A 22,125-nucleotide genomic window follows, 5' to 3' on the forward strand; every position below is an offset into this window, starting at 1 on the left:
TATGTTTTTGATCAATGGCCACCTGCACGCCGACCTTGCCCTCGATACCGCCCTGGACCGTCTGCACCAGGCCTTGCCACGATTACTGATGGCGCCTGTCGACAGCGACATCGTCGTGGCTTCGGCCGCGCGCTTTGCCCGGCAATTACAGGCTGGCGAACTGGACGTCGGCCTGGAGGACGATCAACGCCTGGCACTGATCGACTTCTGCCAGCCCGAGCATTTGAACAGCAAGCTTGAGCGCGAACTGGGCGTACAACCGCGCTCCCTGCGACGCAACGACTACCGGCAACCACGCTTCGAAAGCTGGCACCCGCTGGGGCTGGTGGTGCACATCACACCGGCCAATGCGCCGATGCTGGCGTTTTGTGCGGTACTGGAAAGTCTGCTGGCCGGGAACATCAACTGGCTGCGTCCCAGTTCCAGCGATCAGGGGCTGACGGCCCGCCTGCTGGGCGCCCTCGGCCGGTGCGACAACAGTGGCCGGCTGGCCGACTTTATCGCGGTGCTGCCGGTGGCGACCGCGGACATTGCGCGCCTCTGCACCCGCGCCGATGCCGTGGCGGCGTGGGGTGGCGAAACTGCGCTCAGGGCGATTCGTCAGCAAGTGCCCATCGGCTGTCGCTGGATCGACTGGGGGCACCGCATCAGTTTCGCTTATCTTTCGCCCGAAGCGGCGCAGCCGGACGCACTGGATGCCCTGGTGGACGAAGTCTGTCGCCTCGATCAACAAGCCTGTTCCAGCCCGCAATGGGTGCTGGTGGACAGTGACGACCCGGTCGTTCTGCACGACATCGGATCGCGCCTGGCCGAGGCGTTCAAACGTCGCGGTGCGCACTGGCCGGCGCTGGTTCCAACCGATCAAGAGGCCGCGGAAATCACCACCCGCTGTGCGATGGCGCGGCTGGAGCAGAATTTTGCCGGGCAAACCGGTGGGGTCTGGAGCGAAGCGCGATGGCGAGTCATCTGGGAACATCATCGAACCCTCGCCCCCTCCCCGCTGTTTCGCACCCTGGTGCTCAAACCGGTGCCACAGCCGCTGATTGCCGAAACGCTGCTGCCTTGGCGCACTGTGCTGCAAAGCTGCGCATTGATTTGCCCTCCGGCACAAACGGCGGCGCTGGTGCGAACGCTGGTTAATGCTGGCGTCACCCGCATTGCGCCAGCCAAGTCGATCCACGAAGGCTACGCCGGTGAGCCCCATGATGGCGTGTACGCGCTGACTCGCTTGAGTCGCCGCCTCTCGGTAAGCCTGCCCGCGGATGTGCTGAACACTCATGCCAGCCTCGACGCACTGCCACCCGTCCTGGACACGACGGGCTTTGCGATCATGGACAAACACGCCTTCCAGACCCAGCCCATCGCCCGGACGGCGCAACTGTACTTTCGCTCCGGCGGCAGCAGCGGTACGCCGGCGCTGGCCGGTTTCAGCTATCGCGACTTTCAACGGCAAATGCGTGCAGCGGCTGACGGCCTGTTCGCTGCCGGACTTGATCCGGCACAGGACCGGGTCATGAACCTGTTCTACGGCGGCGGCCTGTACGGCGGTTTTTCCAGTTTTTCCTGGATTCTGCACCTCATGGACGCCGCCCATTTCCCCATGGGCGCGCCCCATGACGATGACTTCAGCGAAATCGCCCGGCTGATCGTGCAGCACAAAGTCAGTGTATTGATCGGCATGCCAAGCACCCTGCACCGGCTGTTCCTCAATGAACAGGCGACCCTGCGGGCGTACGCAGGGATCCGCAAAGTGTTCCTCGGTGGCGAGCATCCCGGACTGGCCAGCCGCCAGTTGATGGAAAGCTGCGGGGTGTCGACGATTCGCTCGGCAATTTACGGCTCCGTCGACGCCGGCCCCATGGGCCATGCCTGCACGGCGACCAGCGATGGCATCTTTCACTTGATGTGCGATACCCAGCATCTGGAAATCGTTGAGCTGGAACAGGATGTGCCTGTTCGCGACAGTCAAGTCGGACGCCTGCTGTTCACTTCACGGGCCCGCGACACGCAGACCGTGCGGCGCTACGAAGTGGGTGACACCGGGCGCTGGGTTCCCGGGGATTGCCCCTGCGGGCTAAGTTCGCCACGGTTCGAGTTGCTGGAGCGACATGGGCAATGGCTGCGGATCGGCACCGAATTCATTTCGCCTTCACACCTGGTGCGCTGTGCAGGTGTGCCTATTCAGCTAGTGCTCGACCATGGGCCTGACGGAGTCGAACGCCTGAGGGTCCGTGCCGATGGCGACGTGCAACAGGTTCACGACCAACTGTTGTCCGATCCCCCGCTGAATACAGCAGTAACGGGCGCTTTGTTGATACTGGAAGTTGATACGTGCGCAGCCACCCAGTTTGAACGCAACAGCCACAGCGGCAAGACGCCGTTAGTGATCGATCGGCGCAAACAACAATAAATTTTATCGGCAGTTAATTATTTAACCAGACGCCTGATACCGGGAATGGAATTCCAATGAAAGAACTTTTTACGCTTGAACAATTGGTGCAATACATACGCGAACATTCACGCTTCTATAACCACCATCTTAAATATTTACCCCCGCAGGGATTCACGTTAAACGATATTCCCGTCATCGACGCAAGTGACTATTGGGCCGGCAGCCATGATTTAAAACAATGGCCGGTCCTGACAGCGACTGTCGAAGATGGGCTGTTGTTTAAAACCGGGGGCACCACCAGCGTGGGCAAGCTGGCGGTTTACACTCACGATGAATGGCAAACGCTGGTCACCGCTTTCGGTGAAAACCTGTCGTCTCAACTGAACAATGGCGACCGGGTTGCCAATCTGTTTTTTGCCGGGGACCTGTGCGCCAGTTTCCTGTTTATCCACGATTCACTGGCCCATGTCCGGGTTGCAATCAGTGAATTCCCGTTTACCGGCCACGTCGATTTCCAGGGGCTGACAGCGGCGATCAGCGACCACAGGATCAATGTCCTGTCGGGCGTACCGGCCCAGTTGCTCAAGTATGCGGCGTACCTGACAGAACAAGGTCGCGTGCTGGACGGTGTCGCCACCCTGCTCTACGGTGGGGAAAGCGTATTTGCCGGGCAACTGGCGATCTTCGCCAAGGTCTTCCCCAATGCCCGCGTCGCCTCCATCGGTTACGCCAGTGTCGACGCCGGCTTGATCGGGAGCTGCGACCGTGACTGTGCACTGGGCGAACATCGGGTGTTCGACCATCACACGGTGCTGGAGATCATCGACGAACTCAGCGGCGAAATCATTGACGAGTGCAACCGCGTGGGCCTGTTGGTGGTGACCAACCTGAATCGTCGGTTGATGCCGCTGTTGCGCTACCCGGTGGGCGATCGCGCCTGCTGGCTTGAGCCTGCTGAAACGCCGAGGCGCAAATTCGCCCTCAGGGGCCGCAGCGTTCACAGTCAGCGTGTACGCGTGGGGGTAATGTCGCTGTTGACCGACGAAATACACGACATCATCCAGCGCATGACCCACAGCGATCAGTGGCAATTGCGTATTGAACAGGTCGAATACAAAGACCTGTTGAGTGTGCATTGGGTGCCCGAAGACGGCGCCCGGAACATCGAAGCGCAGAGTCTGGCGTTGCGCCAGGCACTCATCGCCCACTACCCCGCCATCGACCTCCTGGACCAGGATGGTCTGCTGGATTTCCAGGTCAGTCCCTGTGCCATTACCGATCTCGCGCTGCACCCGCGCTCGGGCAAACAACTGCGAGTCCTCGACTTGCGGGTGTACACGCCTGTACCGGAGGCGGGGCCATGAGTCAGTTGATTTTCCGCCCCTTCAGGCCCTCCGATGCCACGGCGGTCAGCGGACTTTTTCGACAGGTGTACGGCGATCACTACGTGCAGCCGGATGTGTATCTGCCGAAGTTGATCACCCAGCACAACAACGAGGGTCGCTGGCAATCGATGCTCGCGGTGGAGGGCTCGCAGGTCCTCGGTCATGCCGCGTTATGCCGGGACAAACACCCGACCGACAACCCCGAACTGGCCCTCAGCGTCGTGCACCCGGCGACGCGCGGACAGAGCATCGCGACCCGTCTGGGCCGTGAGTTGCTGGAACAATGCGCTGCGGTCACCGGCCGGTGTGTCCTGATCAAACAAGTCACCCACCACCCTTACACCCAGCGCATGGCGCACACACTGGGGTTCCATAGCACCGGCTTGCTCCCGGACTACGTGCCCTCGCCTTTCGCCGAGGCATTGCCGGAAACCATTGTCGTCGGTGTTCATCCGCTCGCCGAGCGTGCATGCCCGCTACCCGATATTGCCTGGCCGGACAGCTGCCGGGCGTTCGTGCAGCATCTGGGCTCGGTGTTCGGTATCGACCCGCGCGTGCCGGACTCCCCGTCGCGGCCCCTGCAAATGAAACAGCATCACCAACGCGTGGATGTCGTCATCGAGTGCCTGGGCAAACGCCTGCTCGATCAGTTGGCTCAATTGCCGGGGAGCTGGCTGATGTCGGCCAGGCTGGCCCTGTCAGCGAACTTTGCCGAGGACAGTGAGCGATTGAACAGTAAAGGTTTCGTCTTCTGCGGGCTGATCCCCGCACCTGATCAAGGCCGATGGTTCGCCCTGTTTCATCGCGGCGCCCGGGTGCGCCACCTGGACCTGCTCTGCCCGCATATGCAACAGCTGCATCACAATCTGCAACTCGCCACACGCGCCGAAGCCACCCGTTCAGCGGCCTGAGACGCTTCGGTAAAAATGCTGGCCCGGTTGCGCGCAGAGCTCAACCAGCCAGTCGACAAACACCCGCACCCGCCGGGATAACTGGCGGTGTGGCGGGTACAGCGCCGTCAGCGGCATGCCCGGTGGCGGCGCGTCCCTGAGCACCTCGCACAGGCGCCCCTCGTCCAATTGCCGTGCAACGTGGTAGTACGGGGCCTGGACCAACCCGTACCCGGCCTCACACGACGCCATGTACCCATCGGCGCTGTTGACCGACACCTGCCTGGGCAGATTGACCTGCTGCACCTGCCCCTCGACCACAAACTCCAGGCCGAAGCGCGCACCGGTAGTGGCGGAGAAATACTCCACCATCTGATGACCCTGCAGATCCGACGGGCTCCGGGGCACGCCATGACGCTGCAAGTAATCGGGGCTGGCACAGGTGACCTGATCGAGCATGACCAGCGGCCGCGCCACCAGTGACTCATCCAGCGGTGAGCCGCCCCTCAGCACGCAATCCACGCCTTCGCGAATCAGGTCCACCGTGCGGTCATTCAAGCTGATTTCCAGTTCGATCTGCGGGTACCTGGCAGTGAACTGTGGCAATGCCGGAATCACGATCAGCCGCCCGATCCCCGCCGGCATGTCCACCCTCAACAAGCCCTTGGGGTTGTGCCGGGCCGCGGAAAACACCGCTTCGGTTTCCTCAAGATCCGCCAGCAGGCGCACGCAACGCGGGTAATACGCCGCGCCGTCGAGGGTCAGGCTGATGTGCCGGGTGGTGCGCTGCAACAGTTGCACACCGAGGTGGGCTTCCAATTGCTTGATCAGAATGGTCACCGAGGCCCGGGGCATTTGCAGGCTGTCCGCCGCTTTGGCGAAGCCGCCCGACTCGACGATCCGGGTAAACACGCGCATGGCGTTGAGACGGTCCATGGTTCTGCTGTACCTGCCGATTATTTAGAAATAACGAATAGTGATAGCAGTTTTAGCCGGTTTATCTGCTTTGTGTCGAGGTGAACAATGACGGCTCACCTTTCAAGGAGCTGATCTGATGCAAACACGTCAATTGGGCAAGAACGGACCACACGTGAGCGCCATCGGTCTGGGCTGCATGGGCATGACCGATTTCTACACCACCGGCACCGATACCCGTGAAGCCACCGCTACCCTGCACCGGGCGCTGGAACTGGGGATCAACCTGCTCGACACCGCGGACATGTACGGCCCGCACACCAATGAAGAGCTGATCGGCAAAGCCATTGCCGGCAAGCGCGACCAGGTGTTCCTGGCCAGCAAGTTCGGGATCGTGCGCGACCCGGCCAACCCGACCGCGCGGGGTGTCGATGGCCGCCCGGCATACATCCGCCAGTCGATCGATGGCACGCTCAAGCGCCTGGGCGTCGACACCCTGGACTTGTACTACCAACACCGGATCGACCCGCAAGTGGCCATCGAGGAAACCGTCGGCGCCATGGCCGACCTGGTGCAGGCCGGCAAGGTGCGTTACCTGGGTTTGAGTGAAGCCTCGGCGGCCACGCTGGAACGGGCGCACAAGGTGCATCCGATCAGCGCGTTGCAAAGTGAATATTCGTTATGGAGCCGCGATCAGGAAGACAACGGTTGCCTGGCGGCGTGCCAGCGTCTGGGTATCGCGTTTGTCCCCTACAGCCCGCTGGGTCGCGGCTTTCTGACCGGCGCACTGAAAAGCCCGGACGACTTCGCCGCGGATGACTACCGCCGCTTCAGCCCGCGTTTTCAAGGGGAGAATTTCGCGAAAAACCTGCTGCTGGTGCAGCAGGTGCAAACACTGGCCGCCGACAAGGGCGTGACCGCCGGGCAACTGGCGTTGGCCTGGGTCCTGGCGCAAGGCGATTACCTGATCCCGATTCCCGGGACCAAGCAACGTAAATACCTGGAGGAAAATGTCGCGGCGCTCGACGTGAAACTCAGTGCCGGCGAGCTGCAGGCGCTGGAAGCGATCTTCCCGGCCGATGCCACCGCCGGCCTGCGTTACCCGGAAGAGGTCATGAAGCTGCTCGACCGCTGAGCCATCGACTTCTGCCCCGCTCGATAGGTTGATCGGGGCAGAAGGTTACTTGTCCTTCTTCTTGACGGTCGTGCCGTTACCTTCGCCGTAGGTCTTCAGGTTCTGCAGCACGTAGATCGCTTTCTTGAACTCAGGAACCAGGTAGTTGGCGTACTTGTTGCCCTTGAGGTTGTTGTTCTGGATCGAGTCCAGTTGCGTAGCAAAGTATTCCAGCGCGTTGAACTTGGCGTCGGGATCAGTCGGAATACCAAACTTGTCGAACTGGGAACCCGCGTTGAGCAAGGTCAGCGCGGTCACATCGCCGATGATGCCGTTCTGCTTGAGAAAGGTACTCATGTTGCCCAGTTGCTTGGTCGAGATGTTCGTCGGATCGAAACCCTTGACCTGCTTGAACAGTTGCAAGCCATCCATTTTCGCCCGATCGAGGATCGTCGGGTTGGTGCCGACCATGGTCAGGATTTCCCGCACCTTGGCACTCTGGGACACCGGCTTGGAATTGGGTGAACCCTGGCGAACCAGCAGGCCCGATTTGGCAGTCCAGCTACCGACCACACCAATAGTCATGACCGTACTCCTGCCAGCGCGACGAGTTTCGGATGTCCTTGCGAGAACATAAAAAATCCTTGTTTAAGCGAGATGATTGCGGGGAAGTATCGGCGCGAAACGACGGTCCACCTACTAATATTTCGACTTTTTACAATTATCGTACATTTTCGATACAAAGCACCAAGTGCCCGGTTTTATTGGCCTGGATGAAATTTTTGATCATGGTATAGCCACTACATTGATTGTCATTTTTTACAGGGTCTGTCCGTTTGTACCGGTTTCGACACTCACCTCTCCTGTACCGTTTGTCCCTCTACCTCATTTCGTGCACGTCCGTACTAAAGCTCGCCACCGGCGGGCCGATAAGCCTTGGATAGCCCCTTTTCAAACACGACACTCCAACAATAAAAACGCAACACAAGGACCGGTCCCATGCCCGCATTTCGTACCATTCAGGCTCGCTACACGCTGTTTCTGGTCCTGTTCATCCTGCTGCTCTCGGTGCTCACGGTCGTGGGCATCAGCCAATTGGTCGCGCCGAAGCTGCGCCACACCGAAGAACAGGTGGCCCTCAATCGCATTGCCGAAGTCGCCGAGCAGATCCAGGGCGAACTGAACAAGGTGCAATCCCAGCAACGCAGCATCACCCAGACCATTCCCCTGCTCGACAGCGCCGCCATCGATACGGTGCTGCCCGGCCTGGTGGACCAGTACGGCGAGCTGAAAGTGTTTGGCGGCGGGATCTGGCCACTGCCCGGCCAGCGTGAAGCGGGACGCAACAAGTTCAGCACCTTCTGGCACCGCGACAGCTCCGGCAAACTGGCGGTGAACACCTTCTGGAACAGCGACGCCGCACCCAACTATTACGACCAGACCTGGTACAAGGGCGGCATGGCCACCCCTCGCGGTCAGTGCGCATGGGCCGCGGCCTATAAAGATGACGCCAGCGCCGAGCCGCGCACCAACTGCGCCATGGCCATCCAGAAAAATGGCGTGGCCTACGGCGTGTCGACCATCGACGTGACCCTGGGCTTCTTCAACGACTTGATCGCGCGCAAGGAAAAAGACCTCGGCGCCGAGATGCTGATCGTCGAAGCCGACGGCAAAATCATCAGCAACAGCTCGCGCATCAGCGGGCCGGTCGTGCTGAAGAACATCAGTGAGCTGGCCGGCAACTCGCCGTTCGCCAGCCAGGTCAAGGCCGGCTTGCAGAACCGCGACAAGGCACAACGGGTCGAATTCGACAACAACGGCGAAGCCAATACCTTCTTCATGCGCCCGATCGAAGGCACGCCGTGGTTCCTCGCCACTGCCCTGCCGACCAAACTGATCACCGCCCAGCGTGACGATGTCCTGAACACCTTGAGCCTGTTGCAGATTCCAATGGTGATCCTGCTGGTCCTGCTGCAGATCTACGCGATTCGCCAACTGATCAACCGCATGAAGATTCTCAAGGCCAACATTGATGCACTGTCGGCCGGCGACGCCGACCTGACCAAGCGCATCACCATTCGCGCCGAAGACGAACTGGGGGCCATCGGCCATTCGGTCAATGCCTTCATCATCTACTTGCAGAACATGATCGGCGAAGTGACCCAGGCCACCGGCGCCATGGCGTCGAGCCTGGACAACCTGCAACGGACTTCGGCGCACACCAGTCAGATCCTGGTGCGTCACGCTTCGGAAACCGACCAGACGGTTACCGCCATCACCGAAATGAGCTCCACCGCCGACAGCGTGGCGCAGAACGCCGCCGAAACCGCGTCGTTCACCCAGCGCGCCAGCGAACACGCGGATCGCTCTCGAGTCGTGGTGGGTGAAGCCTCCAGCAGTGTCGTGGCATTGATTGAAGAAGTGGCCAGCGCCACCCATAAAGTCGAAAACATGCAGCAGGACGCGCAACGGATCACCGAGATTCTCGGGGTGATCGGCGCGATTGCCGGGCAAACCAACCTGTTGGCGCTTAACGCGGCGATTGAAGCGGCGCGCGCCGGTGAACAGGGTCGTGGTTTTGCGGTGGTGGCCGATGAAGTCCGCGCCCTCGCCGCCCGGACCCAGGCCAGCACCTCGGAAATCAACGAAATGCTCAAGCGCCTGACCCAAGGCGTGAGTTCCTCGGTAGCGGCCATGGAAAACACCCAGGCCAGTTGCCAGTCCGCCGCCGACGCGACGGCGCGGGTGAACTCCGGGCTGGATGAAATGGCCGGCTCCGTCAGCCACATCAACAGCCTCAGCACCCAGATCGCCACCGCCGCCGAACAGCAAAGCGCCGTGACCGAAGAGATCAACCGCAGCATGGTGCAGATCCGCCATATGGTGGATGAACTGGTGAAAAGTGGTCACGCGAGTGAACTCAATACTCAGCAGTTGCTGGAAGCCAATAGCCGGGTGAGCTCAATCATGGGACGGTTCAAGGTTCGATAGTCAACAAAATCCCTGTAGGAGCGAAGCTTGCTCGCGAAAGCGACGGTACATCCAACGATGATGTTGGCTGACGCGACGCCTTCGCGAGCAAGCTTCGCTCCTACAGGATTGGTGTCGTTCTCGTATTACTTCGAAACACTCTCACTCCTCTTCATTGGCTAAAGCAGTCAAAATGCCTCTTTTTTTGACCGCCACCCGAGTCGAGACCTTCCCATGCGAACCCACCTGCGTCTGCTCGCCCTGAGCGCCTTGTTTCTCTCCTCCCTGGCCCAGGCCGCCGACCTGATCCCGATCGAAGTGCACCGCGATGCGAATTGCGGCTGCTGCAAGAAATGGATCAGCCACCTGGAAGCCAACGGCTTCAAGGTCGAGGATCATGTCGAAGCCGATATGAGCACGTTCAAGCAACAGCACGGCGTGCCGCCCCGCCTGGCGTCGTGTCATACCGCGTTGATCAACGGCAAGTTCGTCGAAGGCCATGTGCCGGCCGAGCAAGTGCTGGCGCTGAGCAAGCGTGCTGATCTGCTGGGGGTCGCCGCGCCTGGCATGCCCATGGGTTCGCCTGGCATGGAAATGGACGGCATGAGCGACGCTTATCAAATCATCGGCCTGAAAAAGGACGGGACTGACACCGTGGTGGCGGACTACCCCGCCCATTGATGTTGGGCGCTTACATCGGGTTGTTTTTATCGGCATTCGGTGCCGCGACGCTGCTACCGTTGCAGTCCGAAGCGGTGCTGGTGGGGCTGTTGCTAAGCGACCAATATTGGCTCTGGTCGCTGCTGGCCGTCGCAACCCTGGGCAATGTCCTCGGCTCACTGCTGAACTGGTGGCTGGGTCGCGGCATCGAGCGCTTTCGCGGGCGACGCTGGTTTCCGGTCAGCCCGCGGCATCTTGAAACAGCCCGAAAACATTATCAGCGCTACGGCCATTGGTCGTTGTTGCTCAGCTGGGTGCCGGTGATCGGCGATCCGCTGACCCTGGTGGCGGGCGTTATGCGCGAGCCGCTGGGGCGGTTCCTGTTGATCGTGACCCTCGCCAAGGGCGCCCGTTACGCCGTGCTGGCCCTGGCAACCCTGGGCTGGATGAGTTGAACGATCAGGGTCGTTGATTGCCTGTGTTTAATGTCGCCCTAATCATGCCCTTCCAGCATCCGTGCATTTCCCATGGAGTTAACCTATGTCCCCTTCCCGCTGGCTGCCCTGCCTGCTGCTGACCGCCGCGCTGCCCGTCCTGGCCCACGCCGAAGGCCCGGCGTATGGCCCGGAGTTGCAAGGCTTCGACTATCCCTACACGGTCAAGCATTTTGCCTTTCAATCCCAAGGCAAATCCCTGCAAATGGGTTACATGGACGTCGCCGCCCATGGCAAGGCCAATGGGCGCAGCGTGGTGCTGCTGCACGGCAAGAATTTCTGCGGCGCCACTTGGGACAGTTCGATCAAGGCCTTGAGCGAAGCCGGTTACCGGGTGATCGCCCCGGACCAGATCGGCTTCTGCACCTCCAGCAAGCCAGACAATTACCAATACACATTCCAGCAACTGGCGACCAACACCCAGCAGTTGCTCAAGGCGCTGGGCATCCAGAAAGCCACCCTGCTCGGGCACTCCACCGGCGGCATGCTCGCCACCCGTTATGCCCTGCAATACCCGGAACAGGTCGAGCAACTGGCGCTGGTCAACCCGATTGGCCTGGAAGACTGGAAAGCCCTCGGCGTGCCGTATCGCACCGTTGATCAATGGTACGACCGTGAACTGAAAGTCACCGCCGACGGCATCCGCGAATACGAACGCAGCACCTATTACGCCGGGCACTGGAAGCCCGAGTTCGACCGTTGGGTCGACATGCTCGCCGGTCTCAGCAAAGGCCCGGGCAAGGCCCAGGTGGCATGGAATTCGGCGCTGATCTACGACATGATCTTCACCCAACCGGTGTACTACGAGTTCAAGGATTTGAAAGTGCCGACGCTGTTGCTGATCGGCACCTCCGACACGACCGCCATCGGCAAGGACATCGCGCCACCGGCGGTCAAGGCGAAAATGGGTCACTATGAAGTGCTCGGCAAGCAGGTGGCCCAGCTCATTCCCCAATCGACGCTGATCGAATTCCCCGGCCTGGGCCACGCGCCACAGATGGAGGAACCGGCGAAATTCCACCAGGCCCTGCTGGGCTGGCTAAGCAAATACAACCCTGTTCGCGGATGAGGTAAGGCTGATGGCAGTGCAGATTGCGGTGATCGATGACTGGCAGGACGTGGCCAGTGGCGTGGTGGACTGGTCAGTGCTCGATAGCCTTGGCGAAGTCAGTTTTATCCACGATTACCCGGCCGACAACGATGTCCTGGCCGAACGCCTGGGCGGGTTCGAGGTGATTTGCGTGATGCGCGAGCGCACGCGGTTCGACGAAGACCTGCTGCGCCGCTTACCCAAGCTGAAACTGCTGGTCACCGGCGGCATGCGCAATGCGGCGCTGGACCTGAAAGCCGCCGCCGCGCTGGGGATTCAGGTCAGCGGCACCGACAGCTACAAACATGCGGCCCCGGAACTGACTTGGGCGCTGATCATGGCCGCCACCCGCAACCTCGTCGCCGAAGCCAACGCCTTGCGCGCCGGGCTTTGGCAGCAAGGCCTGGGCGGCGACCTGCATGGCAAGACCCTGGCGATTCTCGGCCTGGGCAGCATCGGTCAGCGCGTGGCGCAGTTCGGCCAGGTGTTCGGCATGCGCGTGATCGCCTGGAGCGAAAACCTCACCGCCGAACGCGCCGCTGAAGCCGGCGTGACCTATGTGAACAAGCAGGAGCTGTTCGAACAGGCTGACGTGCTGTCGGTGCACCTGGTGCTCAGCGACCGTAGTCGCGGGATGGTTGATGCTCAGGCTCTGGACTGGATGAAACCCACTGCACTGCTGGTGAACACCGCCCGTGGGCCGATTGTCGATGAAGCGGCGCTGATCAAGGCGTTGCAGAAAAATCGACTGGCCGGTGCGGCGCTGGATGTATTTGAGCAGGAGCCGTTGCCTGAACATCATCCGTTCCGCACGCTGGAGAATGTGCTGGCTACGCCCCATGTCGGGTATGTCAGTCGACAGAATTACCAACAGTTTTTTTCGCAGATGATCGAGGATATACAGGGTTGGGCGGCGGGCGCACCGATCCGGTTGTTGAAATAAAGCAAAGATCAAAAGATCGCAGCCTTCGGCATCTCCTACAGGGCTGCGATCTGTGCACCGCAACGGTGCAAAACACTCGCTCCCCGTGCACACCGATATGAATCCCCCGTGACATTTTGGCCCGCTATTCCAAAAAAACATGCCCTTCGTCGGTGCGTTTGCCCTCCAAATCAGTACGTCCGTACCTCTTTAAACCGATTGTCGAACAATTTTGCCATTTGCTCCGTGCCGCTCTAAGTTCTGGCCTAGACTGATTTTCGCGGGTTGAAACCGGTCGGTCACAAAGCGGGAAAATAGTCGAAACTTTTGCGTGTTGTGCAGAGTCCTCTCTTAGACGGGGGCGTTCCGACTGGTGCAATCCTTGCAGTAACCCTTGTATGAGCCGCTCCACCCTTTGTGCTTTAGCGTATTGGGCAGCCATTGCTCCTCGATGCGTAGCGCGTTTGCGCCCGGCCACAGGATTTGGCCACGAACACCGTTTGTGCCAGGCCTAGAATTAGATCAACAACACGGGAGATTCATATGATTAGTGCGGCTTTAGATATTCAGGGAGAACGTGCTCATCAGCAGGTCGGCGAATCGAGCGCCGTGAATGCCCCGAGCACCAAAGTAGTCAGCGTCCCCGGCACCAAGACCCTGGCCCCCGTCGCCAGTCAGAACCCCAACAAGAAAAAAGTCCTGTTCGTCACTTCGGAAATCGCCGACTTGGTGAAAACCGGCGGTCTGGGCGACGTCTCTGCCGCGCTGCCTCGGGCCATGGCGCACTTGCACGACGTGCGTGTGTTGATCCCCGGTTACCCGCAAGTGCTGCACAGCGAGAACCCGATCCACATCATTGGTGAACTTGGCGGTCATGCCGCATTGCCGCCCTGCAAGATCGGGCGCATGGACATGCCGGACGGCCTGGTCATTTACGTATTGATCTGCCCCGAACTCTACGAGCGCGAAGGTTCGCCCTACGGCGCTAACAACGGTCGCGACTGGCCGGACAACCACATTCGTTTCGCCCGCCTGGGCCTGGCCGCAGCCGATATCGCCGCCAACCTTGCGCAAATCCACTGGTGCCCGGACCTGGTGCACGCCCATGACTGGCCGGCCGGCCTCGCCCCTGCCTACATGCACTGGCGTGGGCAGCGCACCCCGACCCTGTTCACCATCCATAACCTCGCCTATCAAGGCGTGACCAGTCTCGGCTCCTGCCCGGAACTGGGTATCCCGATGCACGCGCTGCAACAGGAAGGCATGGAGTTCTACGGCAAGATGTCGTTCCTCAAGGCGGGCATGGCCTATGCGAGCCACATCACCACCGTTAGCGCCACCTACGCCCAGGAAATCACCACGCCAGCCTTCGGCTGTGGCCTCGACGGTTTTCTCGCCGCCAAGACCCAGCAGGGCCTGCTCAGCGGGATTCCCAACGGCATCGATGAAAGCTGGGACGCGGCCACCGACCCGCACCTGTTCTGCCCGTTCACCATCGGCGACTGGGACGGCAAAGCGGTCAACGCCGCCCATGTGCGTGAGTTGTTCGGCCTCGAAGACTCCGAAGGTCCGCTGTTCGCCGTGGTCTCGCGCCTGGTCTACCAGAAGGGCCTCGACCTGACAGAAGCGGTGGCCGATTTCATCGTTGAAAACGGCGGCCAGATCGCAATCATCGGCCGTGGCGAGCCGGAAGAAGAACAAGCCATGCGTGAATTGGCCCTGCGCTTTCCCGGCCAGGTCGGGGTGCGTATCGGCTTCAATGAAACCGACGCCCGCCGCATGTTCGCCGGCAGTGATTTCCTGCTGATGCCTTCGCGCTACGAACCTTGCGGTTTGAGCCAGATGTACGCCCAGCGCTTCGGCTCGTTGCCGGTGGCTCGCAACACCGGCGGCCTGGCCGACACCATTGAAAACGGCGTGACTGGCTTCCTGTTCGACGAATCCACGGTCGAGAGCTACCGCGAAGCCGTGGGCCGCGCGTTCAAGGTATTTGCCTTCCCGGAACTGCTCAACGCCATGCGCTGCCGCGCCATGGCCGCACCGTTCAACTGGTGCAAGGCCGTCGAACCCTACGCCGAACTCTACGAACGACTGGTGGCGAAAGCCTTGGGCAAATCGGGCCATAAATAAAAAAGAGGTTTTCAAAGATGCCGTTACGGACCCTTGAGACCTGGCCCCACGGCGCAATCATGCTGGACGCAGAACACACGCGTTTTGCCTTGTGGGCGCCAGATGCGTTTGACGTCAGTGTCGAACTGGATGATGGACAATCCATACCGCTACAACCCCAGGCCGATGGCTGGTTTGTGATCAAGACCCGCTGCCCGGCCGGCACGCGATACCGCTACAACATCGATGGTGAACAGCAGGTGCCCGACCCGGCCTCCCGCGCCCAGGCCGGGGACCTCGACCGCCACAGCGTGGTGGTCGATCCCCTCGCCTACCACTGGCAACACCACGACTGGCAAGGTCGGCCGTGGAATGAAGCGGTGATCTACGAACTGCACGTCGGCACCCTCGGTGGTTTCAGTGCCGTCGAGCAGCACTTGGCGCGCCTCGTCGAGCTGGGCATCACCGCCATCGAACTGATGCCGCTGGCGCAATTCCCCGGCGAGCGCAATTGGGGCTACGACGGCGTCCTGCCTTACGCGCCCCAGGCCTCCTACGGTTCCCCCGAACAACTCAAGCACCTGATCGACACGGCCCACGGCCATGGCCTGGCGGTGATTCTCGACGTGGTCTACAACCACTTCGGCCCCGACGGCAATTACCTGCATCGCTACGCCAAGGGATTCTTCCGCGAAGACAAACACACGCCGTGGGGCGCGGCCATCGACTTCCGCCGCCGCGAAGTACGGGACTTCTTTATCGAAAATGCGCTGATGTGGCTGCAGGAATACCGCTTCGACGGTTTGCGCCTGGACGCGGTGCACGCCATCGAAGACCCGGACTTCCTCCAGGAACTGGCGCAACGGGTCCGCCGCCAGACCACGCCAGGCCGCCATGTGTGGCTGAACCTGGAAAACGAACACAATCAGGCCAGCCTGCTGGAACAAGGTTTCGACGCGCAGTGGAACGACGACGGCCACAACGCCCTGCATGTGCTGCTGACCGGCGAAACCGACGCCTATTACGCCGACTACGCCGAAAACCCCACTGAGCAACTGGCGCGCTGCCTGAGCGAAGGTTTTGTGTTCCAAGGCCACGTCAATCGTCACGGTGAGTCACGGGGTGAGCCTAGCGGTCATCTGCCACCGAGTTCTTTTGTGTTGTTCCTGCAAAACCACGACCAGATCGGCAATCGCGCCTTTGGTGAACGCCTGCATCAACTGGCCCCGACCGATGCGCTGAAAGCCGCCACCGCGTTGCTGCTGTTGTCGCCGATGATCCCGTTGATGTTCATGGGCGACGAGTTTGCAGCTGAGCAACCGTTCCTGTTTTTCACCAGTCACCACGGTGAACTGGCGGAACTGGTGCGCGAAGGCCGGCGCAATGAATTCGCGGCCTTCAGCGCATTCAAGGATCCGCACAAACGCGAAAAAATCCCCGATCCCAATGCGCCGCAAACCTTCGAGGCGTCACAGCCGCGCCCGGCCGATGAACCGGCGCAACAGGCCATTCACGACCTGTATCGGCAGCTGCTGAAACTGCGCCACGAGCACATCATCCCGCACCTGCCCGGCGCCCGCGCGCTAGGGGCCGAGGTGCTGGCCGAAGGCGCAGTGAGCGCTCGCTGGCAGTTGGGCAACGGCAGTCTGCTGCGTATTGACCTGAACCTCAGCGACGCGCCCGTGGTCCACCCTCCACAGGCCGACGCGTTGCTGTTGTTTGAACACCCTCCCGCGTCCGACCTGCTGAACCAGAGCAGCCTCGCCCCATTTTGCGTGCTCGTCAGCCTCACGGCTGCAAACCCTTTGCTACCTGATGGAGAGCGCCTATGAGCGATGCGCAACTGGAAATACTGGCCAGCCGTGCTGGCCTGGCAGTCGACTGGATCGACGCCAACGGTCGCCCACAGAAAGTCGCCCCGGCGGCGCTGCGCGCGGTTCTGACCGGGCTTGGCCATCCGGCCGGCACTGCTCAGGAAATCGACGCCAGCCTGCTGCAATTGCAGCAAGTTCAACAGACCCGCCACCTGCCGCCGCTGATCACCGCAGACGTCGGTAAAGGCCTCGACCTGGCGCGCTATTTCGAACCTGAAACCCCGTGCGAAGTGCACCTCGAAGACGGTTCGCGCCTGCACATGAAACTCGATGCCGCCGCGGTCCTGCCGGGTTTGATTCCGGTCGGTTATCAGCACGTCGACATCGACGGACAATCCTTCACCCTGGCCGTGGCGCCCGAGCGCTGCTACAGCGTAGGCGATGCGGTCGACAGCCCGATCCCGCGCACCTGGGGCCTGAGCGTGCAGTTGTATTCGCTGCGCCGCTCCGGCGATGGCGGCTTCGGCGATACCCAAGCGCTGGAAGACCTGGCCCGCGTGGCCGGCGAACGAGGTGCCGAGGCGCTGGCGATCAGCCCGATGCACGCGATGTTCAGCAGCGACACCCATCGCTACAGCCCGTATTCACCGTCCAGCCGTTTGTTCCTCAATAGCTTGTACGCGGCGCCGGGAGCGATCCTCGGCGAGCGCGCCTTGCGTGATGCGATTGACGCCACCGGGCTGGCCGAGCAACTGCAAGCACTGGAAGCCCTGCCGCTGATCAATTGGCCGGTCGCCGCCGAAGCCAAGCATCGGCTGTTGCAGGCGCTGTACGAAGGTTTTGTCCAGGGCGAACATCCCTTGCACGAAGACTTCAGCAGCTTCCGCCATGCCGGCGGCGAAGCGCTGGAAAACCACTGCCGTTTCGAAGCCATCCAGGAAGCCCGGGCCGCTCGCGGTGAAGACCTGGACTGGAGGCACTGGCCTGAGCAATGGCAAGACCCACGCAGCGCCGCCCTCGCCGACTTTGCCGAAGAAAACGCCGGCCGCATCGGCTTCTTCGCCTTTTGCCAATGGCTGATCGACCGCTGCCTGGCGCGGGCGCAAAGCGCAGCCATCAGCGCCGGCATGGGCATCGGCCTGGTGGCTGACCTCGCGGTCGGCGCCGATGGCGGTGGCAGCCAGGCCTGGAGCCGCCAGGACGAATTACTCGCCTCGCTGACGGTCGGCGCGCCGCCGGACATCCTCAACCGTTCCGGCCAGGGCTGGGGGATTTCCGCGTTCTCTCCCGAAGGTCTGGTGCGCAATGGTTTCCGTGCCTTTATCGAAATGCTGCGGGCCAACTTCGCCCATGCTGGCGGCCTGCGCATCGACCATGTGATGGGTCTGCAACGGTTGTGGGTGATCCCCAACGACTCCGTGCCAGCCGACGGTGCTTATCTGTATTACCCCGTCGATGACCTGCTGCGTCTGCTGGCCCTCGAATCCCACCGGCACCAGGCGATTGTCCTCGGCGAAGACCTGGGCACCGTGGCCGATGGCCTGCGGGAAAAACTCATCGCGCGCTCGATCCTCGGCATGCGCGTGCTGCTGTTTGAACAGGACAACAGCCATTTCAAGTCGATCCTCGAATGGCCGGACAACGCCCTGGCGACCACCAGCACCCATGATCTGCCAACGATCAATGGCTGGTGGCACGGCCACGATATCGACTGGAATGCCCGCCTCGGCCTGGTCGATGCCAACGGCGAGATCGAATGGCGCCACCATCGCGAACGCGAGCGCGAAGGCCTGCGTCGGGTGCTGAGCGAGGACCCGCAGAACTTTCGCGAAGAGTCCCACGAAGCCGATCAGGTGCTCGACGCGGCGATCCGTTTCCTCGGCCACACCCGGGCGCCGCTGGTGTTGCTACCGCTGGAGGATGCCCTGGGCATCGAACAGCAAGCCAACCTGCCCGGCACCATCGATACGCACCCCAACTGGTCGCGGCGTCTGGCCGGTGGCAGCGAAGCCTTGCTCGATCACCTGGACGCCGCCCGACGCCTGGAACTGCTCGCCTGCGCGCGACTTCAGGCGGCCGAGCGTGACCAATGAACCAGGCGCTGATCCAACCGCTGCGGGCAACCTTGCGGCTGCAATTTCATAAAGGTTTCACCCTCGACGATGCGGTGCCGCTGGTGCCGTACTTCGCCCGCCTGGGCATCAGCCATGTCTACGCCTCGCCGCTGCTCAGCGCCCGGGCCGGTTCCATGCACGGCTACGATGTCGTGGACCCGACCACGGTCAACCCGGAGCTCGGCGGCGAAGCGGCGTTGCGCCGTTTGGTCGATGCCTTGCGCCAGCAGAACATGGGGCTGATCCTCGACATCGTTTCCAACCACATGGCCGTCGGCGGTGGCGATAACCCGTGGTGGCTGGATTTGCTGGAATGGGGGCGCCTGAGTCCCTACGGCGAGTTTTTCGACATCCAGTGGCATTCGCCGGACCCGTTGATGGAGGGCCAATTGTTGCTGCCATTCCTCGGCAGCGATTACGGCGTGGCGTTGCAGGACGGCACCCTGCCCTTGCGCTTCGATGCGGCGCACGGTGCGTTTTATGTCGAGCACTACGATCATCACTTCCCGATCTGCCCGACCTGGTACGGCGAACTGCTCAAGCCCGGCGAACAGCTGAATGCCGAACAGACCGAGCAATTGAAATTTCTGTCCGATCGATTTGCAGCCCTGAGCTACCAGACCGATGCCCACAGCCTGGCGATTCCCCTGCAAGAGGAACTGCGCGAGTTGGCGGCCGACCCGGCCATCCTGCACGCCATCCAACAGCAAATCAGCACGTATGACTCGCAGACAACAGAAGGCTTCCAGAACCTGCACAACCTGCTGGAGCGCCAGAGTTATCGCCTGGCCAGTTGGCGCACGGCGGCGGACGACATCAACTGGCGGCGTTTTTTCGATGTCAACGAGCTCGGTGGTTTGCGCGTCGAACGCCCGGCCGTATTCGAAGCGACCCACGCAAAAATCTTCGAGCTGGTTGCCGAAGGCTTGGTGGACGGCCTGCGCATCGACCACATCGACGGCCTCGCCGACCCGCGGGGTTATTGCCGCAAACTACGGCGTCGCGTCGACAGCCTGTCACCGCAGCGGCACTTGCCGATCTACGTCGAGAAGATCCTCGGCGAAGGTGAAACCCTGCACCGCGACTGGTCGGTGGATGGCACCACCGGTTACGAGTTCATGAACCAGTTGTCGTTGCTGCAACACGATCCGGCCGGCGCCGAAACCCTGGGTGAATTGTGGAGCCGTCACAGCGAACGCCCCGCCGAGTTCATCCAGGAAGCGCGACTGGCACGCCAGCAAATTCTCAACGGTTCGCTGGCCGGGGATTTCGAAAGTGTTGCCCAGGCCCTGCTGCAAGTGGCCAGGGATGACCTGATGACCCGCGACCTGACCCTCGGTGCGATCCGTCGGGCGTTGCAGGAATTGATCGTGCATTTCCCGGTGTACCGCACCTACATCAGCCCCCGTGGCCGCTCGGCTGAAGACGATGTGTTTTTCCAGCAAGCCATGGACGGTGCGCGGCTGACCTTGAGCGAGGCCGACTGGCCAGTGCTCGATTGCCTGGCCGGCTGGCTCGGCGGCGAGCCGTGGCGCAAACGCCCGGTGGGCCGCCAGCGCAAGATCCTCAAGCATGCCTGCGTGCGCTTTCAGCAACTGACTTCACCGGCGGCGGCCAAGGCTGTGGAAGACACGGCGTTCTATCGCTCGGCGGTGTTACTGTCGCGCAACGACGTGGGCTTCAGCACCGAGCAGTTCAGTGCGCCGGTCAGCGACTTCCATGCCGTGTGCCGCAATCGGCTCGACACCTTTCCAAACAATCTGCTGGCCACGGCGACTCACGACCACAAGCGCGGCGAAGACACCCGAGCCCGGCTCGCGGTGTTGAGTGAGCGCAGCGGTTGGTATGCCGAACAGGTCGAGCACTGGCGCAACCTCGCGCGCGAACTGCGCAGCGACGACAGCACGCCATCGGCCGGTGACGAGTTGATTCTCTATCAGGCGATCCTCGGCAGTTGGCCGTTGGACTTGCGCAGTGACGATCAAACGGCGCTGGCGGACTATGCCAAGCGCCTCTGGCAGTGGCAGCAAAAAGCCTTGCGCGAAGCCAAGTTGCAAAGCAGCTGGAGCGCACCGAACGATGCTTACGAGCAGGCTACCGAAGCCTTTCTCAATCGACTGTTGCTGAGCGCCGAAGGTCAGCCCTTGCGTTCGGCCCTCGGCGACGCGGCGCAGGCCATTGCCGCACCCGGTGCGCTGAATGGATTGGCGCAAACCTTGCTGCGCATGACGGTGCCGGGGGTGCCGGACCTCTATCAGGGCGACGACTACTGGGACTTTACCCTGGTCGATCCGGACAACCGCCGGCCGGTGGATTACGCCAGTCGCCAGCAGTCTCTGCAATCGCCACCGGACCTGCCCGAGCTATTGGCGAGCTGGCGTGACGGGCGCATCAAGCAGCAACTGATCGCCCGCACGTTGAACTGGCGGGCCGAGCATGCCGAGTTGTTCCGCCAAGGGACTTACGAGGCACTTGAGGTAGTGGGCAACCAGGCGCATCGCGTGTTGGCCTTTACGCGCTCGCTGCCAGGCAGCCGCGCCATCGTGATCGTGCCGATCCGTAGCGCCGGGTTGCTGGAAAACAGTGCCACGCCTCAGGTGGACGCGCTGCAGTGGGGCGATACGCGGGTCAAATTACCGTTCGCCGCCCCGGACGAAAACCTGAAGGGACTTTTTTCCACCGTAGCAGTCACAAATCACAGGGAGCTGAACATCAGCGCCGCGCTGGGGGATTTCCCGGTCAATCTCTTTATCCAAACTATCCACACTTGAGTTCAGTTCAGGAGCATTGCGATGAGTACCGAAGATAAACGCGTTCGCGAATTTGCCTATCAAATCTGGGAGTCCGAAGGCAAGCCCGAAGGCCAGGAAGAACGTCATTGGGAGATGGCGCGCAAACTGGCGGAAGCGGAAGCCCTGGCGCCCAAGAAATCGTCGAAGGCTGCCACCGGCAAGACCCCGGCCGCCAGCAAGGCTAACGGCAAGCTCGACAGCAAGGCCCCGGCAGTGAAGGCCAAGGCCAAACCGGCCGCGGCTGCCAAAGTAACCCCGCCGGGGGAAAAAGCCGCCGAGAAGAAACCACGTACCGCGAAGAAACCACCAGCGGTCTGACGTTTCACGCTTTTGAACTGACTGATCTCGTGGCGGGTTCGCTCGCCACTGTGGGCGCGTTCGCCCGCAAAAAACCGGAACGCCACCGTTCCCCCGTAGGAGCCGCCTTTGGCAGCCCTACACGTCAAGACCGACCGGCACCGTTT

At 61.5% G+C, this 22,125-nt stretch carries 16 protein-coding genes; 14 read left to right on the forward strand and 2 right to left on the reverse strand.

All coding sequences use genetic code 11. From position 1 onward, the window contains the following. Position 1: 1 nt before the first annotated feature. From HKK53_RS05430 to HKK53_RS05440, 3 genes are read left to right on the forward strand one after another with little or no spacing between them, the layout of a single operon-like run. The gene (locus HKK53_RS05430; RefSeq protein WP_169369895.1) at positions 2–2,410 is read left to right on the forward strand and encodes an acyl-CoA reductase; all 2,409 of its coding nucleotides are present in this window, start codon (positions 2–4) and stop codon (positions 2,408–2,410) included. Between the two features lie 56 nt (positions 2,411–2,466). Further along, positions 2,467–3,756 (forward strand): phenylacetate--CoA ligase family protein, encoded by a 1,290-nt coding sequence (locus tag HKK53_RS05435; protein WP_169369896.1) that lies wholly within the window; start codon positions 2,467–2,469, stop codon positions 3,754–3,756. Next, positions 3,753–4,688 (forward strand): GNAT family N-acetyltransferase, encoded by a 936-nt coding sequence (locus tag HKK53_RS05440; RefSeq protein ID WP_169369897.1) that lies wholly within the window; start codon positions 3,753–3,755, stop codon positions 4,686–4,688. Before HKK53_RS05435 ends, HKK53_RS05440 begins: the two co-directional genes overlap by 4 nt. Here the strand turns inward: HKK53_RS05440 and HKK53_RS05445 are convergent. Continuing rightward, positions 4,677–5,603, reverse strand: a complete 927-nt coding sequence (locus HKK53_RS05445) for a LysR family transcriptional regulator (RefSeq protein WP_169369898.1) — start codon at positions 5,601–5,603, stop codon at positions 4,677–4,679. The two genes, HKK53_RS05440 and HKK53_RS05445, sit on opposite strands and share 12 nt — an antisense overlap. Positions 5,604–5,721: 118 nt before the next feature. Here HKK53_RS05445 and HKK53_RS05450 point away from each other — a divergent pair, with 118 nt between their 5' ends. Continuing rightward, positions 5,722–6,717: an aldo/keto reductase gene (locus HKK53_RS05450; RefSeq protein ID WP_169369899.1), complete on the forward strand. Its 996-nt coding sequence runs from the start codon at positions 5,722–5,724 to the stop codon at positions 6,715–6,717. Positions 6,718–6,762: 45 nt separating this feature from the next. Here the strand turns inward: HKK53_RS05450 and HKK53_RS05455 are convergent, their stop codons facing one another. Further along, a complete protein-coding gene (locus tag HKK53_RS05455; protein ID WP_169369900.1) occupies positions 6,763–7,281 on the reverse strand; it encodes a hypothetical protein in 519 nt (172 codons plus the stop codon). Positions 7,282–7,695: 414 nt separating this feature from the next. Here HKK53_RS05455 and HKK53_RS05460 point away from each other — a divergent pair, with 414 nt between their 5' ends. The 10 genes from HKK53_RS05460 (at position 7,696) to HKK53_RS05505 (ending at position 21,979) form a co-directional block, all read left to right on the forward strand. Next, positions 7,696–9,687, forward strand: a complete 1,992-nt coding sequence (locus tag HKK53_RS05460) for a methyl-accepting chemotaxis protein (protein ID WP_169369901.1) — start codon at positions 7,696–7,698, stop codon at positions 9,685–9,687. 213 nt (positions 9,688–9,900) lie between these two features. After that, positions 9,901–10,347 (forward strand): DUF411 domain-containing protein, encoded by a 447-nt coding sequence (locus HKK53_RS05465; RefSeq protein ID WP_169369902.1) that lies wholly within the window; start codon positions 9,901–9,903, stop codon positions 10,345–10,347. Beyond that, positions 10,347–10,781 carry a YqaA family protein gene (locus HKK53_RS05470; RefSeq protein ID WP_169369903.1) on the forward strand — a complete coding sequence of 145 codons (435 nt, stop codon included), beginning with the start codon at positions 10,347–10,349 and terminating at the stop codon, positions 10,779–10,781. Before HKK53_RS05465 ends, HKK53_RS05470 begins: the two co-directional genes overlap by 1 nt. An 85-nt stretch (positions 10,782–10,866) precedes the next feature. Further along, positions 10,867–11,889 (forward strand): alpha/beta fold hydrolase, encoded by a 1,023-nt coding sequence (locus HKK53_RS05475; RefSeq protein ID WP_169369904.1) that lies wholly within the window; start codon positions 10,867–10,869, stop codon positions 11,887–11,889. A gap of 10 nt (positions 11,890–11,899) precedes the next feature. After that, positions 11,900–12,853, forward strand: coding sequence for a D-2-hydroxyacid dehydrogenase family protein (locus HKK53_RS05480; protein ID WP_169369905.1), 954 nt, complete (start codon positions 11,900–11,902; stop codon positions 12,851–12,853). Positions 12,854–13,375: 522 nt separating this feature from the next. Next, complete coding sequence (glgA, locus tag HKK53_RS05485) at positions 13,376–14,962, forward strand: glycogen synthase GlgA (protein ID WP_169369906.1); 1,587 nt, start codon at positions 13,376–13,378, stop codon at positions 14,960–14,962. A gap of 17 nt (positions 14,963–14,979) precedes the next feature. Further along, positions 14,980–16,773 (forward strand): malto-oligosyltrehalose trehalohydrolase, encoded by a 1,794-nt coding sequence (gene treZ, locus HKK53_RS05490; RefSeq protein ID WP_169369907.1) that lies wholly within the window; start codon positions 14,980–14,982, stop codon positions 16,771–16,773. Further along, complete coding sequence (malQ, locus tag HKK53_RS05495) at positions 16,770–18,848, forward strand: 4-alpha-glucanotransferase (protein WP_169369908.1); 2,079 nt, start codon at positions 16,770–16,772, stop codon at positions 18,846–18,848. Before treZ ends, malQ begins: the two co-directional genes overlap by 4 nt. Continuing rightward, entirely contained in the window at positions 18,845–21,640 is a 2,796-nt protein-coding gene (locus HKK53_RS05500) for a malto-oligosyltrehalose synthase (protein WP_169369909.1), read from the forward strand. Before malQ ends, HKK53_RS05500 begins: the two co-directional genes overlap by 4 nt. Before the next feature lie 21 nt (positions 21,641–21,661). Then, positions 21,662–21,979 carry a DUF2934 domain-containing protein gene (locus HKK53_RS05505; RefSeq protein WP_169369910.1) on the forward strand — a complete coding sequence of 106 codons (318 nt, stop codon included), beginning with the start codon at positions 21,662–21,664 and terminating at the stop codon, positions 21,977–21,979. Positions 21,980–22,125 lie beyond the last annotated feature (146 nt).

This window comes from Pseudomonas sp. ADAK7, assembly GCF_012935675.1.
GTDB lineage: Bacteria > Pseudomonadota > Gammaproteobacteria > Pseudomonadales > Pseudomonadaceae > Aquipseudomonas.

What these genes read in the sequence shown, in the direction of transcription:
- HKK53_RS05430 (WP_169369895.1), top strand. Translation starts at nt 2, where the DNA reads ATGTTTTTGATCAATGGCCACCTGCACGCCGACCTTGCCCTCGATACC.
- HKK53_RS05435 (WP_169369896.1), top strand. Translation starts at nt 2,467, where the DNA reads ATGAAAGAACTTTTTACGCTTGAACAATTGGTGCAATACATACGCGAA.
- HKK53_RS05440 (WP_169369897.1), top strand. Translation starts at nt 3,753, where the DNA reads ATGAGTCAGTTGATTTTCCGCCCCTTCAGGCCCTCCGATGCCACGGCG.
- HKK53_RS05445 (WP_169369898.1), bottom strand. Translation starts at nt 5,603, where the DNA reads ATGGACCGTCTCAACGCCATGCGCGTGTTTACCCGGATCGTCGAGTCG.
- HKK53_RS05450 (WP_169369899.1), top strand. Translation starts at nt 5,722, where the DNA reads ATGCAAACACGTCAATTGGGCAAGAACGGACCACACGTGAGCGCCATC.
- HKK53_RS05455 (WP_169369900.1), bottom strand. Translation starts at nt 7,281, where the DNA reads ATGACTATTGGTGTGGTCGGTAGCTGGACTGCCAAATCGGGCCTGCTG.
- HKK53_RS05460 (WP_169369901.1), top strand. Translation starts at nt 7,696, where the DNA reads ATGCCCGCATTTCGTACCATTCAGGCTCGCTACACGCTGTTTCTGGTC.
- HKK53_RS05465 (WP_169369902.1), top strand. Translation starts at nt 9,901, where the DNA reads ATGCGAACCCACCTGCGTCTGCTCGCCCTGAGCGCCTTGTTTCTCTCC.
- HKK53_RS05470 (WP_169369903.1), top strand. Translation starts at nt 10,347, where the DNA reads ATGTTGGGCGCTTACATCGGGTTGTTTTTATCGGCATTCGGTGCCGCG.
- HKK53_RS05475 (WP_169369904.1), top strand. Translation starts at nt 10,867, where the DNA reads ATGTCCCCTTCCCGCTGGCTGCCCTGCCTGCTGCTGACCGCCGCGCTG.
- HKK53_RS05480 (WP_169369905.1), top strand. Translation starts at nt 11,900, where the DNA reads ATGGCAGTGCAGATTGCGGTGATCGATGACTGGCAGGACGTGGCCAGT.
- glgA (WP_169369906.1), top strand. Translation starts at nt 13,376, where the DNA reads ATGATTAGTGCGGCTTTAGATATTCAGGGAGAACGTGCTCATCAGCAG.
- treZ (WP_169369907.1), top strand. Translation starts at nt 14,980, where the DNA reads ATGCCGTTACGGACCCTTGAGACCTGGCCCCACGGCGCAATCATGCTG.
- malQ (WP_169369908.1), top strand. Translation starts at nt 16,770, where the DNA reads ATGAGCGATGCGCAACTGGAAATACTGGCCAGCCGTGCTGGCCTGGCA.
- HKK53_RS05500 (WP_169369909.1), top strand. Translation starts at nt 18,845, where the DNA reads ATGAACCAGGCGCTGATCCAACCGCTGCGGGCAACCTTGCGGCTGCAA.
- HKK53_RS05505 (WP_169369910.1), top strand. Translation starts at nt 21,662, where the DNA reads ATGAGTACCGAAGATAAACGCGTTCGCGAATTTGCCTATCAAATCTGG.